At 65.3% G+C, this 14,293-nt stretch carries 11 protein-coding genes; 10 read left to right on the plus strand and 1 reads right to left on the minus strand.

From position 1 onward, the window contains the following. The first annotated feature begins 21 nt into the window (after positions 1–21). The 3 genes from purF (at position 22) to HNQ39_RS18160 (ending at position 3,103) form a co-directional block, all read left to right on the plus strand. Positions 22–1,461, plus strand: coding sequence for an amidophosphoribosyltransferase (gene purF / locus HNQ39_RS18150; RefSeq protein WP_184199703.1), 1,440 nt, complete (start codon positions 22–24; stop codon positions 1,459–1,461). After that, positions 1,458–2,270: an MBL fold metallo-hydrolase gene (locus HNQ39_RS18155; protein WP_184199704.1), complete on the plus strand. Its 813-nt coding sequence runs from the start codon at positions 1,458–1,460 to the stop codon at positions 2,268–2,270. Before purF ends, HNQ39_RS18155 begins: the two co-directional genes overlap by 4 nt. Before the next feature lie 146 nt (positions 2,271–2,416). Next, positions 2,417–3,103, plus strand: coding sequence for a winged helix-turn-helix transcriptional regulator (locus HNQ39_RS18160; RefSeq protein WP_184199705.1), 687 nt, complete (start codon positions 2,417–2,419; stop codon positions 3,101–3,103). A gap of 25 nt (positions 3,104–3,128) precedes the next feature. On the opposite strand, the gene HNQ39_RS18165 is transcribed toward HNQ39_RS18160, so the two are convergent. Continuing rightward, positions 3,129–4,139 carry a Gfo/Idh/MocA family protein gene (locus HNQ39_RS18165; RefSeq protein ID WP_184199706.1) on the minus strand — a complete coding sequence of 337 codons (1,011 nt, stop codon included), beginning with the start codon at positions 4,137–4,139 and terminating at the stop codon, positions 3,129–3,131. Between the two features lie 55 nt (positions 4,140–4,194). Here HNQ39_RS18165 and HNQ39_RS18170 point away from each other — a divergent pair, with 55 nt between their 5' ends. From HNQ39_RS18170 to HNQ39_RS18200, 7 genes are all read left to right on the plus strand, one after another. Beyond that, positions 4,195–6,669: a hypothetical protein gene (locus HNQ39_RS18170; RefSeq protein ID WP_184199707.1), complete on the plus strand. Its 2,475-nt coding sequence runs from the start codon at positions 4,195–4,197 to the stop codon at positions 6,667–6,669. Positions 6,670–6,764: 95 nt separating this feature from the next. Further along, positions 6,765–8,072, plus strand: coding sequence for a Gfo/Idh/MocA family protein (locus tag HNQ39_RS18175; RefSeq protein WP_184199715.1), 1,308 nt, complete (start codon positions 6,765–6,767; stop codon positions 8,070–8,072). Between the two features lie 216 nt (positions 8,073–8,288). Continuing rightward, the gene (locus tag HNQ39_RS18180; protein WP_184199717.1) at positions 8,289–9,566 is read left to right on the plus strand and encodes a Gfo/Idh/MocA family protein; all 1,278 of its coding nucleotides are present in this window, start codon (positions 8,289–8,291) and stop codon (positions 9,564–9,566) included. Between the two features lie 17 nt (positions 9,567–9,583). Next, on the plus strand, positions 9,584–11,614 hold the full coding sequence (locus HNQ39_RS18185; protein ID WP_184199719.1) for a HEAT repeat domain-containing protein: 2,031 nt from the start codon (positions 9,584–9,586) through the stop codon (positions 11,612–11,614). A gap of 17 nt (positions 11,615–11,631) precedes the next feature. Further along, a complete protein-coding gene (locus HNQ39_RS18190; protein WP_184199722.1) occupies positions 11,632–12,855 on the plus strand; it encodes a glycosyltransferase family 4 protein in 1,224 nt (407 codons plus the stop codon). Positions 12,856–13,183: 328 nt separating this feature from the next. After that, a complete protein-coding gene (locus tag HNQ39_RS18195) occupies positions 13,184–14,050 on the plus strand; it encodes a type II secretion system protein (RefSeq protein WP_184199725.1) in 867 nt (288 codons plus the stop codon). A gap of 13 nt (positions 14,051–14,063) precedes the next feature. Beyond that, positions 14,064–14,249, plus strand: a complete 186-nt coding sequence (locus tag HNQ39_RS18200; protein WP_184199728.1) for a hypothetical protein — start codon at positions 14,064–14,066, stop codon at positions 14,247–14,249. The last annotated feature ends 44 nt before the right edge of the window (positions 14,250–14,293 follow it).

Here is a 14,293-nt window from a genome sequence, read left to right on the forward strand (position 1 = left end):
TGCGGTGCGGTACAATATCCCGTGACACCACAACCGTTTTTAGACGACGATACACCCCATGAGGAGTGTGGCATCTTTGGGGTCTGGGCCCCGGGAGAAGATGTCGCCCGCATGGCATTTTTTGGCCTCTTTGCCCTCCAGCACCGGGGGCAGGAGTCTGCGGGGATTGCGGTCAGCGATGGCAAGCGGATCGCGCTCCACAAGGACATGGGGCTGGTGACCCAGGTCTTCGACGAAGAGATCCTGAGCAACCTCACCGGCTACAGCGCGATCGGCCACACCCGCTACTCCACCACGGGGTCGTCGGTCTTGCGCAATGCCCAGCCCATCGCGGCGTGCCTCCACGCCCGCCAAGAGGTCGCGGTGGCCCACAATGGCAACCTCATCAACACCGATGTCTTGCGTGCGGAGCTGACATCGCGTGGCTACAAGCTGGAGTCCACCAACGACTCTGAGGCACTGGCCCTGCTGATCGCCGAGCACCTGGAGCAGGGGGGAGTCGAGGCCGTACGGAAGGCGATGCAGAAGGCAGAGGGGGCCTACTCCCTCGCGATCCTCACCAACACCGAGCTGATCGGCGCGCGCGATCCCTACGGCGTTCGGCCCCTGTGTCTGGGCCGCCTCAGCGATGGTGGCTTCGTGCTGGCGAGTGAGACCTGCGCCCTCAACACGGTCGGGGCGACCCTCATTCGAGAGATCATGCCCGGCGAGATCGTGGTCATCAACGACCAGGGCTGGCGTGTCGAGCCGGGGGTGGCGATGCAGCGGCAGGCGCTCTGCATGCTGGAGGCAATCTACTTTGCCCGCCCGGACTCCGTGATGTACGGCCAGAGTCTCCACGCCGCGCGCCGCCGGATGGGGGGAGAGCTCTCCCGGGAGCACCCCGCGCTAGACGCCGACCTCGTGATTGGGGTCCCGGACTCGGGGACACCGGCCGCTCTGGGCTTTGCCGAGGCATCGGGGATTCCCTTTGGCGAGGGGCTGATCAAGAACCGCTACATCCAGCGCACCTTTATCCAGCCCGACCAGCGCATGCGCGAGATGGGAGTGCGCATGAAGCTCACCCCGATCCGTGAGGCGCTGCAAGGCAAGAGTGTGGTCATGGTGGACGACACCATCGTCCGCGGCACCACCACGGGCAAGGTCGTGCGCCTGCTCCTCGAGGCCGGAGCGCGGGAGGTGCATGTCCGCATCTCCGCACCACCGGTCAAGTGGCCCTGCTTCTACGGGATCGACATGGCGACCCAGGACCAGCTGATCGCGGCGAGCCAGTCGGTGGAGGCGATCCGCCAGAAGATCGGGGCGACCAGCCTGGGCTACCTCTCCGAGGCCGGGCTCGCCCGCGCGATGTCGGTGCCCGCGGATAACTTCTGCCTAGCCTGCTTCTCGGGGAGCTACCCGATTCCTGTCCCGGAGAACTTGCGGATGGAGAAGCTCGCCTTCGAGCCCCCCGTGTCGTGATCGTCCACTGCCTCGCCTCGGGGTCGTCGGGGAATGCCTTGCTGGTGGTCTCTGAGGCGGGGGCGCTCTTGGTCGATGCGGGGATCGGGGTGCGGACCCTCAAGCGCTGGTGCGCCGACTTCGGGGTCGCGCTGGAGAACCTAAGTGGCGTACTGGTCACCCACGAGCACGGCGACCACTCCGTGGGAGCGGTGCCGCTGGCGGTGCGCTACAAAGTCCCCATTATCGCCACGCCGGGGACACTCACTGCCCTCCAGAGCGCCGACAAGCGCGACTTTCCCCGTATCGAGCTCTCCCCCGGCAACGAGCGGGGGGTGGGGGCGTTTGGGGTGCGTGCCCTCCAGACCACCCACGACTGCGCCGAGCCCTGCGGCTTTCGGGTGGAGCAGAGTGGCACGGCCCTGGCCTACGCCACCGACACAGGCTCGATTACGCCGGACATTCGCGAGGCGTGTCATGGTGCTTCGCTCCTGGTGGTCGAGGCCAACCACGATATCCACCGCCTGCGCTTTGGGCCCTACCCCGAGCACCTTAAGAGCCGGATTCTGGCGCGGACCGGGCACCTCTCCAACAATGCCGCCGCCGATCTGGTGCTTGGCCACACGCTTGAACACGGACCCGCCGCGGTCTGGTTTGCCCATCTCTCGGAGGTCAACAACACCCCGGGAATTGTCCGCGCCTACTGGAAGCGGCGCTGGCAGGAGGCGGGGTGTGCCGCAAGCCCCGCTGTGGTCGAGATCGCCCAGCGCGACACACCGTCGCTGACGTGGCAGGCGGGGGCACGTGCTGTCCAGAAGAGTCTCTTTTAGGGCTTGACCGCATCCGCACGTCGTGAAGGCACGTGAAGTGTTAGCGAATGTTAAGTAGCATTATCGATGCCTAAGTACCGTTAAATATTTTGCTTCCGTCTCGATTTTTTTAGCAAATTGGGAACCTCGGTGTAGGAAGCGACGCTATGAGTGGCGTGACAACTCATGAAGTGAATCTGGCGGTAATCGCCCTCTCCCCTGAGAGCCCTCTCTCCTGGATCTCCTCCACCCTGGCGGAACGTGGGGGGCGTCAGCTCTTGGCGAGTGATGGGCTCAAAGCATTCGAGCTCGCACGCACGAGTGGGGTCGACCTTGTGGTGCTCGCGGAGCCACTGGCCGTTCTGGCTGCCCAAGCGGTCTGTACAGCGCTCCGTGAGGCACGTGTCTCTGTTCCCATTCTGGTGCTGAGCGATACCACAAATGCAGCGGCGCTCCTGACGGCCGGAGCGGACGTCGTGCTTGCTCTGGAGAGTGATTCGCAGGTCGTCCTTGCGCAGATCGATGCCCTGATGCGCCGTGTCGCGTTTGAGCATCGCCCGCTTCAGGTGGGGGAGCTGATCCTCGACACGCAGGCACGGCGCGCCGAGCGGGGGGGCAAGCTCATCCTTCTCTCGGGGACCGAGTACACGCTGCTGGAGCTTCTCATGCGGCGGGCGGGGCGTGTGGTCTCTCGCGAAGAGATCTTGGAGCATGTCTGGCCGGGCGAGGTTCGGGCCAGTGACAACGTGCTGGATGTCTACGTGAGCTACCTGCGGACCAAGGTCGATCGGGACTTTGGCTCGTCCTTGATCCGCACGGTGCGTGGGCGGGGCTACATGATCGCCGCCGAGTAGGCCCCGGCGGCGTCGGAGAGAGCGGCTACAGGGTGACCCAGCGGCTCTCTTTCGCTCCCGCGTAGATCGCCTCCATCACCTGATTTCGATATGCCGCCTCGCTCGCACCCACGAGCGGGGCGGTGCTGTCTTTGCCCGTCACTTGATCGAGGAAGGCGTCCAGACCTGCGGAGATCGGGCCGGGAAGCTCGGCGCTGCGCAGCGGCTGGCTGCCGTCCATCGTGGGGACGTGCTTGCTCTGGAAGTAGAGCTTGTCGTGGATGATCGCCGCGTGTCCCTCGGTGCCCGAGATCAGGAGCCGCACCGGGTCCGCGACATCGTCCCAGGCGGCGGCCAGAGTCGCGATCACCCCGCTCTCAAAGCGCAGCATCCCCTCGCCGGTCTCATCACAGCCCTCGTAGCGTGCGGTCCCGTTGTCGAGCTGGCCGGTCGCCTGTGCCACGGGGCCAAAGAGCCAGAGGAGGATATCCAGGACGTGGGTTCCCAGGTCCCCAAACCCGCCACAGCCCGCGATGCTCGGGTCGGCCATCCAGCGCCACTCCCCATCGAACCAGCCGCCCAGCGCGCCGCTGTGGCAGTTGCTCATGCGGGCGCGGGTGACCTTGCCAAAGTGGCCTTTTTCGAGCTGCTCTTTTACATAGCGGAGCTTGTTGTCGCCGCGGGAGAAGTAGCCAGTGGAGAAGAGTACGCCCGCACTCTCGATGGCTGCGGCCATCTGCGTGGCATCACTGCCTGAGAAACCCAGCGGCTTCTCCACAAAGACATGCTTCTTGGCGGCGGCGATCTGGGGGACAACCTTGATGTGCTCGTTGGTCTCGGTGCAGACAATCACCGCCGTGACCTCGGGATCGGCGAGGATCGCCTCAAGGCTGAGCTCGACCACGGAGCCCGGGAGCTCAGTGGCACGGCGCGTGGCGCGCTCGGCATCGTGGTCCCAGACATACTTGACCCGGAGGCTGTCGGAGCGGCGGTTGATGGCGTGGATAAAGCCGGGTGTGTGGATATGGGCACACCCGATAAAGGCTAATGTTGTCATGGTATGTAGATTCGGGGGCCAGACCGCGCTTTCCTGCGTCGGGTACAATCGCCCTATGCTCGTCCCCTTTTGCCTTATGGTGGCACAGCAGGCAGCACCGCCGCAGAGCCTCGCGGCGCAGTGGGAGCGCCTCTACTGGAGTGTCGAGGCGCGTGGGCCACTGATTGCGGTGGGGACCGACACACTTTTGGAGCAACCTAGCCTGCCCGAGCTTCCTGCGGGACCGCTCAACGCAGCGGATCTCGTGGCGCGCTACGACGCGACCCTGGCCCGCTGTGGGGGCGTGACTGCGGTGGCAACCCGGACGATGCGCCTCTACGACCCGCCGCGTAACCCCACCGCGCTCGCGGAGAAGCTGCGCGACATCAACCCGGAGGCGTACTGGGTGCTCCTGCTCGCCTCGCTGAGCACGGGCCAGTGGCAAGAGCTGACCTCGGAGGCGGGCCTCGCCCTCCGCACGCTCAGCCCCCGCCAGAGCCACTGGCTGGAGGGTGCTCTCCCCGCGAACCTCAGCTTCCGCACGCACCCCGGTGCTACCTTGGACCGGCGCACGTTCCGGCTCCACCTCCACCGGCAGCTAGAGATCCATGTCTTGGGCAGCGATGGCAAGGACACGGCGCTGCCGAGCGGCCTTGCGCCCGAGTCTTTTGAGACCTCACAGAGCCTTGCGCTCCAGGAGGCTGCCACCAGCGACGACGACCAGCTCTTGGGGAAGGTGCGTGTTCCGGGGAGGGAGAAGGCTAGCGCGCTCGATCCGGCGCAGCCCACTCTCCAGCCCCTGGTCGTGCTGGAGGGAGCCACGACCGTCGGGGCCTTGCTAACACGGATCGGGCGGGCCACCGGCCTGGAGCTCTACGCCGACCCGAGCGTGGCGGGGCGCACGGTGTGGAGCCGTGGGCGCTCCGCGAGGGCGGGGGATGTCCTACAGGCGCTCTGTCGTGGAGTGAATGGCTGCCTGCGGCAAGTCGGGCCCGCCTATCTATTGGTGGAGGACCTGCCGAGCGCGGCGGAGCGCCGGGAGCGTGCCAATGCCGAGTACCAGCGCGTGCTGGCACCCCAGGAGCAGGAGACCGGCCAGCTCTCCCCCCTCGCTGCAGGAGCGCGTCGCCGCCTGAGCCGTGAGCGAGCCCTGGAGCGCATCCCGCGCGGCCCCCAGGACGCTCCCGCCGCACTCTGGGAGCTCGCGGAGCACTTCGACACCGAGGGACGGGTTCCCTTTAGTCGGCTCACACCCGGGCTCCAGGCGGAGGTGCGGGCCTTACACGACCGCCAGCGCGCCGCGACGGCGCTGGAAGGTGGGGTGGAGCCTGTTGCACCCGTCGCGGCGACCGCCCAGCAGAGCCTTGTCTTGGAGCTGCGCCTTCCCGAGGGACAAGGAGTCGCGACAGTGGGCGAGCTCGATGCCGAGGCCCTTCGCCCCGACAGCGCTGAGCCCGAGCCCGTTGGCCCAGTTGTCGTGCCGGAGACTGTCGCCACCCGGGCCTGGCAGCTCGCCCTGCCCGAGACTCCCCAGGAACAAGACGCACTCTTTGCCCTGGCGAAGCGCCTGAAGGTCACGCAGCTACGGATTGCACTCTGGCCAGACCCCGCCCGCGAGACGCGCTTCGCGGCGCTGGCGGCGGCGGCGAAGGCGCAGAAGCTCGGGGTGGTTGCCGTGCTTTGCCCGCTCCAGGCCTTCGACCCCAGCACGCCCCGGGAGCGCAACGCCTTGGGACTGACCCTCGCGGAGTGGACCGCACGCTTCGCTACCGACAACACTCCCTCCTGCCGGCTCGCGCGGAGCCTCGCACCGTGGGGCTTTGTGGTCCCCGAGGCGCTGGATACGTCCCGTTTTGTCGCGTTTGCCGCCCGGCTGTCCGCTCTGCCTGGTGTCGTAGGGATTGGCCTTGATGGTCTCAGCGCTCCCGGCACGCCCGATGCTGAGGTGGGGGACTGGGCACTCTGGATCGGGGGATTCGCGCCCGAGCGGCGGCTTGCGTTTCTCCGTGCCCACCAGGCCGACCCCGCCGATCTGATCCCCGCCTCGCCCTTTGACCTTGAGTCTGAGACCACGGAGCATCGTGAGCGACGAGCACTCTGGGAGGCGGAGCTACGCACACGCCGCGCCCTGGCGCTGACAGCCCTTCAAAAGGCACTTTTGGGGGCGAAACTGCCCGTCCCGCTCTCCGTACGGCTGGGAGATCTGGGTAAGGGGGGGAGCTGGCATGCCCTGCGTGCTCCGATCGTCCTGAAAAACGCCGTTCTGGATCCCAAGGACGACCTCGCACTGCGGCTTGTCGCCAATATCCATGTGGGGCTCTTGCACGTGAGCCTGCTCGCCTACGATGCCCGCGTCTCTGGCCTCGCCACTGACGACGCTGCCCTCAACGATCCCGATGCACAGCTTCGGTCCTGGCTAGACATCGAACTCCAGCCCGCCACTCGTCCCACCCCCGGCCACCCCGATCACTGGGATGGCTTCGTCCTGGACCTTGCGGATCGTCCTCTTGCGGATGCCCTGAATCTGCTTGAGAAGGCCTTCGCCGACTGATTCGAGCACTCTTACAAAAGGCAAATTTATCGCTTTGGGCAGGAATTCGATTTACGGATGTGGAAAGGTTTTTTACCTCAGGAGGAATTTTTTGTATGTCTCAAAATAGACGAGAATTTTTGGTAGGAGCGGCGGCGCTCGGGATGGGAATGACCTTTGCGGAGAAGGCGCTCGCAAAGCAGGGTGGCCGGGTCAAGTTTGCCTGTATCGGGGTTGGTGGTAAGGGCGATAGTGACACCGCCGATGCGGCGCGCTTTGGCGATGTCGTGGCGATCTGTGATGTCGATGAGAACACGGTCGCGAAGGCACTTAAGAAGTACCCCAATGCCAAGCCCTTTACCGACTGGCGCAAGTGTCTGAAGGCGATGGCCAAGGAAGTGGATGCGGTGACAGTGACCGTTCCCGACCACATGCACGGCATTATCGCCGCCAATGCCATGCGGCTGGGCAAGCACACGTTCTGCCAGAAGCCGCTCTGCCGCACGATCTACGAGGCCCGCCGCCTGGCCGAGATCGCGGTGGAGATGAATGTCCAGACCCAGATGGGCAACCAAGGAACGGCAGACTCCAAGCTCCGCAAGCAGGCCATGCAGGTCCGCGCGGGGATGATCGGTAAGGTCAGCGAGATCCATGTCTGGAGCAACCGCCCGATCTGGCCCCAGGGAATCGCACGACCTACCAATGTCGCGACCCCGCCCTCGACCCTGAACTGGGACACCTGGCTGGGTGTCGCACCGGTTCGCCCCTATGTTCCTGGTGCCTACCACACCTTCAACTGGCGCGGCTGGTGGGACTTTGGCTCGGGCGCACAGGGCGACATGGGCTGCCACACGCTCAACATGCCCTTCATGGCGCTCGACCTGCGCGACCCGATCTCGATCCAGTCCGAGACTGCGCCCAACAACGGGGACTCGTTCCCCGCGTGGTCGATCACGACCTTTATGTTCGCCGCGACCTCGACCCGTGGCCCGATCAAGCTGGTCTGGTACGACGGCAACAAGCAGCCCCCGATGGACATCCTCATGGACGTGGTCGATGAGGACTGGAAGCTCCAGAGCTCCGGCTCGCTCCTGATCGGCGACAAGGGCAAGATCTATGTCCCCGGCGACTACGGCTCGGGTGGCCGTGTGGTCGGTGGTGTGGACCTCTCCAATGTCGGCTTTGAGGAGTCTCCAGGCCACTTCGCCGAGCTGGTGCGCGCCATCAAGGAAGGCAAGCCCGCCATGAGCAACTTCCCCGGCTACGCCGGTCCGCTCGCGGAGATGGTGCTTGCGGGGAACCTTGGCGTCCGCGCGGGTGGCAAGAAAGTCGAGTGGGACGCCCGCAAGATGAAGGCTACCAACATGCCGGAGCTGGATGCCTACATCAAGCCCAAGTACCGCAAGGGCTACGACTTGATCTAGTGCGGGAGAACCGTGCCAAGAGCGAGGGGTGGTCACACCCCTCGCTTTCTTTACATAATCCGCCCAATGGAATTGGGCGTCAGCAATGACGCAAGCGCCGCAAAGCCCGTTCCGGGCTACCGAACCAAGTTTCCAGCCCGGAACGGGCTTTGCGGCTGAGGGACGAAGCCACTGCAGACGCCGGTTTCCAACCGGCGGCAGAAGGAACGATTTGTCATGATGGACCGTCGTGGATTTCTCAAAGGGGTCGCCGCCGCAGGGACCTTTAGTATTGTCCCCGCCAGCGCACTGGGGCGCGGGGGCAGGCTCGCTCCCAGCAACCGCATCACGCTGGGGTGTATCGGGGTGGGAGGGCAGGGCAACTCGAACCTGGATGCCTTCCTCAACGAGGCCGACTGCCAGGTGGTGGCGGTCTGTGATGTCGATAAAGACCACCTGCGCGATACCAAGAACAAAGTAGATCGCCGCTACAACAACACCAGCTGCGCCGCCTACGGTGATTTTCGCGAGCTGATCGCCCGGAAAGATATCGACGCCATCTCGCTCTGCACGCCCGACCACTGGCACGCTGTCCCCGCGATCCTGGCCGCGCAGTCGGGGAAGGATATCTTTGGCGAGAAACCCATCTCCCACTGCCTCATGGAGGGCCGCCAGATGGCCGATGCGGTCAAGAAGCACGGGCGCATCTGGCAGACGGGAAGCTGGCAGCGGTCCGTGAACAACTTCCGGGTGGCCTGTGAGCTCGTGCGTAACGGGCGCCTGGGCAAGGTGGTTCGGATTGAGGTCGGCCTGCCGACTGGGAGCCCCTGTGGCCCCGTGCAGTTCAAAGACGCCCCCCCCGCTCTCGACTACGATTTTTGGGTAGGACCGTCGCGCATGCTGCCCTACTGCGACCAGCGCACCCACTGGAACTGGCGCTGGCAGCTCGACTTTGGCGGCGGTCAGATGATGGACTGGATCGGGCACCACGCCGATATCGCCCACTGGGGGATGGACTGGGACACGACCGGCCCGCTCACCATCGAGGGCACCGGAAACTACCCCGACAAGGGAATCTGGGACGCGGCGACGACCTACCACTTTATCTGCCAGTACGCCGGTGGAGTGGAGCTGCATGTCGCCAACGGCGGCAACGCGGGGATTCGTGGCGGCACCAAGTGGATCGGGGAGAACGGCAGCTGGATCTGGGTGGACCGTGGTGGCCTCGATGCCAGCCCCAAGAGCCTGCTCAGTGAGGTGGTCGGCCCGGACGAGAACCAGCTCTTCCGCAGCCCTGGGCACCACCGCAACTTCCTGGACTGTGTCAAGTCCCGCAAGCAGACCCTCACCCCCGCCGAGACCGCCCACCGCTCCGCGTCCGTGGGACACCTGGGGCAGATCGCGATGCGCACGGGCCGCAAGCTCAAGTGGAACCCCGTGACCGAGCAGTTCGCCGACGATCCCATGGCGACTCGCCTGCTGACAACTCCGATGCGCGCTCCGTGGCATACGTAAGGAAGACAAGAGAACCCATGCAATTTTTTCGTGGAGCCCTCCCGGCTCTCGCACTGGCGCTGACACTCGCGCCCGCCCATGCCCAAGACCCACTTGAAGCACTGCGGCGCTACGACTACCAAGACCGGAGCGCTCTGGACACGATCGCCAAGCAGATCGCTGCGGCGGGGAAAGACACCGCAAAGCTGGCCGCGCTGGAGACCGGGCTTGTCGCGGTTCTGGGCGACCCGCAAGCGACCGAGGGAGCGCGGCTGGAGGCCTGTACTTTCCTCTGCCGTATCGGAACCGCCCGCTCCGTTCCCGCCGTGGCCCGGCTTCTCGCGAGTCCTGCGACCGCCAATATCGCCCGCCTCGCCCTAGAGCGCAACGCCGATCCGTCGGCGGGGGCGGCTCTCTTGGCGGCCTTGGGCTCGGCAAAGGGCCTGGCGCTGGTGGGGATCGTCAACTCCCTGGGAAACCGCGGCGATGTGTCCGCGGTACCACGCCTCAAGGGGCTCACGACCAGCTCGGAGCCCTTGGTCGCGGAGGCGGCGGTGACCGCACTGGGCAAGATCGGGGCAACCCCGTCCGTTGCAGCCCTCCGTGGCGTGAAGAACCCGGCGCTCCCGGTCTCGCAGGCGCTTCTGAGTGCGGCGGGGCGGCTTGCGGGAGCGGGGAAGCGCTCCGAGGCTCTCGCGGTCTACCAGAGCCTCCTGAGCCCTAGCCAGCCCGAGGTGGTGCGCTCCGGTGCGCTCACCGGGCTCGTGGCCGTGGGTGCCCCCAAGCTCGGCGAGCTCGCGCTGGGGCTGGCTAAGAGCGCGCCCGAGCCGCAGCTCCAGCGGGTCGCTGGGCGTGTGCTGGGCATGCAGCCCGATCCTGCGACTGTGAAGCTGGGAGCACGTGCGTTCTCGACACTGCCGACTCCTGCCCAGATCGCCCTGCTCACGGCCTGGGCAGATCGCCGGGAGAAGGCCGTGGCTCTGGTTGCGCTGGATGCCCTCAAGAGCGCCGACGCCGAGGTCCGTGTGGCGGCGATCCAGACCGCGGCGCGTGTGGCGGGTGTCGCCGCTGTCACGCCGCTTGCGACTCTCGCACAAGACGGGGAGCAGGCTGGCACTGCCCGCACGGCACTGGCCCGGATGGGCGGCCCTGGTGTGGAGGATACCCTACTACGCCTCGCCAGTACGGGCCCCGGAAAGATTTCTCCCGCCGTGATCGCGGTGCTCGGGGAGCGTCCTACCCCGCGCTCGACCGCCGCTCTCATGGCAATTGCGGCGAGCAAGGAGCAGGAGACCCGCGTGGCGGTGGCCGCGCTCAAGGTCCTGGAGAGGACCGCGACCCCCGCGCAGGCCGACGGGCTGGTCAAGCTCTTGGTGAGCACGCCCAACGAGCAGGTTCGCGATGGCGCCCAGACCGCCCTCGTCGCGATTGCCCAGCGCTCGGGTGACCGCGAGCGTGCCGCTCAGCCGCTCCTCACCGCTATGGGGAGTGCATCAGCCGAGGGACAGGCGGCGCTCCTAGGGGCTCTGGCCGAGCTGGGAGGCACGCAGGCGCTGGGGGCACTGACCCAGGCCACGACCTCGACCAATGACCTCCTCAAGAGTGCGGCGCTGGCCGGCCTTGCCAATACCTGGAGCGACTCAAGCGCCCTGCCCACGCTTCTGACGCTGGTTCGGCGAAGCATGGCGAAAGAAGACCGGGTCCTGGCGCTGCGGGGAAGCCTGCGACTGCTAGCCGCCGATGACCGCATGCCCGCGCCCCAGAAACTCAGCCAGCTCACCGAGCTCTTTGGGCTCGCCGAGCGCGTCGAGGAGAGGCGTCAGGCGCTCAGTGTCCTGCGTGAGATTCGGCTCCCCGGAGCGCTCGTGCTGGCGACAAAGGCGCTGGACAACCCAGAGCTGCTCGCCGAGGCAGGGGATGCGATTCTCTACCTGGCGGCCCCGCAGAGGAAAGACCGCACCAATCTCGCGGCGGTCCAGGGGGCGGAGCGGGATGCGGCGCTGGACCGGCTGATCGCGGTGAGCTCCGACGAGAAAATCCGAGAGCAAGCCCGCAAGCTCCGCGGGTAAGGGGGTACAATCGGCGCATGCGTGCAATTTTGCTTTCCTGGGAGTACCCGCCGATGCGGGTGGGGGGTATCGCGGCGGCGCTGGAGGGACTCGCTCCGGCGCTGGCCCGCGCAGGGGTGGAGACCCATGTCGTGACCTGTGGCGACTCAGGGGGGGCACCGGAGGAGAACCCGGAGCCCAACCTATTTCTCCACCGCGTGACCGTCTCCGAGCCGTCGGATAACTTTGTCCACTGGGTGCACCTGCTCAACGATAAGCTCGATGAGCGGGCGGATGGCCTGATCCGTGAGTGGCAGAAGAAAGAGGCGCGGAAGAAGAACAAGACCCCGATTGTCCTTCATGTCCACGACTGGCTGGGGCAGTTCGCGGGGATCGCGCTCAAGCACCGCTACAAGCTCCCGATGCTGTCTACTATCCATGCGACGGAGTTTGGACGCAACGGGGGCATTCGCACCGAGGGACAGCACTACATCAACCGCTGCGAGTGGGAGCTGGCCAGTGAGTCCTGGCGGGTGATTGTCTGCTCGGACTTTATGCGCGGCGAGGTGGAGTACGCGCTGGGGGTGCCCTGGGACAAGATGGATGTCTTGCCCAATGGGGTCGAGGCGCGGGTCTTTGAGGGGCTGGAGGGCGATGCCTGGTGGAACTTTCGCCGCCGCTTCGCCTCCGACAACGAGAAAATTGTCTTCTTTATCGGGCGGCCCGTTCACGAGAAGGGCGCGCATGTGCTGGTGCAGGCGCTCCCGCGGGTGCGTGCACGCGGGGTCAATGCCAAGCTGGTGATCGCCGGGGGCGGGGTTCGTGGGCACCTGGAGACTCTGGCGGGGCAGCTCGGGGTCTGGGACCATGTCTACTTCACGGGGCGGGTCAGCGACCAGGACCGGGACAATCTCTACCAAGTGGCCGATGTGGCGGTCTTCCCGAGCCTCTACGAGCCCTTTGGAATTGTTGCCTTGGAGGCGATGGCGGCCCACACGCCCGTGGTGGTGAGCGATGCCGGCGGCCTTTCGGAGGTCGTCGAGCACAATGTCACGGGGACAACCACCTACAAGGGCGACCCGGACTCGCTTGCCTGGGGGATCGCCCGCGCGGTCAACGACCCCGGCCACTCGCGCTGGATGGCACAGAACGCCTACGAGCGGGTGGAGAAGATCTTCAACTGGGACGTGATCGCCGCCGATACCAAGGCGGTCTACGAGCGTGTCTGGGACGAGTACAAGGCCAGCGGCTGGGGCGGATAGCCGGGCAATACATTACCCCGCAGAGAGGGGGAGCGTCCCGTGGACGCGCAGCGGCCAAGCGGCTCCTGCGTCCACGGGACGCTCTCTTTTTTGTGCCGGGGATGTCACCCTCGGGCCTATTTTCCTGCGGAACTTTCTCCTTGACTTTCTTAACAATTACAGGCACACTGTGGGTGCGGAGGAAAGGTAACACTATTTGGCCTCTGCGGCATCGTCAACATAAACGGTTTCACTCCGTTTCTTAGCCTTTTGTTAATGGTTTGCCCCAGTGTGGGGGATAGACTCGTTGTGTGGGTGAACCCCACTCGTCAGCGGAGGTATGGATACAATGCAACGCATCAAGCGTGGTTTTACTCTTATTGAGCTCTTAGTCGTCATCGCGATCATCGCGATTCTCGCCGCAATTCTCTTTCCCGTCTTTGCCCAGGCTCGCGCCAAGGCACGCTCTATCGCCTGTCTCTCCAATGTCCGTCAGATTGGTACCGCTTTTGCGATGTATGTCCAGGACTACGACGAGACAACCCCCTCGGGCCGCAGTGGTGGCTGGGAGTGGTGGGTCGAGCTGGTTCCCTACTTCAAGTCCCTTGACCTGATTCACTGCCCCGACCGCAACGACCCCAACGTCCGCAACTACGGTGGTGCGTGTACCTCCGCGATCTACAGCCGCACCAAGCAGTCGGGCTACGGCTACAACTGGGGACCAATCAGCTACCGCGGTGGTGGGCTGATGGGACCGCGTACGGTTGAGGCCAACTGTGGTCAGCAGTACTTGGGGATGTCCCTCGCGGCAATCGACCTGCCGGCAGAGACCTTCGCCTTCGGCGACACCTACGACACCCCGCGCCAGACCATCGCGGTCTCCTTTGCGCTGGATGGCTACGGTGGCACGAGTAACGCGGGCTTCCGCCACACCCTGGGAATGTTCAACTACGCCTTTGTCGATGGCCATGCCAAGGCAATCAAGGTGCGTGGTGGCTTCATGGGCGGTGCTTTCAACGGGAAGTTCATCATCCCTGCCAACCGCGATATCGCCCGCACAGCATTCTGCTCCAGCCAGACCGCAGTGATCTCTGCCAACGGCTTCGATGGGACGAACATCCCGAACCTGCCCTGTAACCAGATCACGGACTGGATCTACGCCAACTACCCCGCCTGCCCGGCATCGGGTGGCTCGAACTGCTTCTGGTCGAACTAAGCGAGGCACGATAATGGAAAAGAAACTCTTTCTCGTCGCTGCGCTAGGGCTCTTGGTCTTTGCCGGGTGCCAGCAGCCCGTGGATGAGCCCAAGCTCGACCCCGCCGCCGCGAAGACTGCGCCGGGGGCTGATACCCCCGCTGCCGCCCCTGCCGCCGTCAACCCGGCACAGGTACGCGCGGACAAAGAAGGCAAGTAGATACCGCCGTCGCCGACGGCAAATTAAGAAAGAGAGGCTCCTTC

Source organism: Armatimonas rosea (genome assembly GCF_014202505.1).
GTDB classification, from domain to species: Bacteria; Armatimonadota; Armatimonadia; order Armatimonadales; family Armatimonadaceae; genus Armatimonas; species Armatimonas rosea.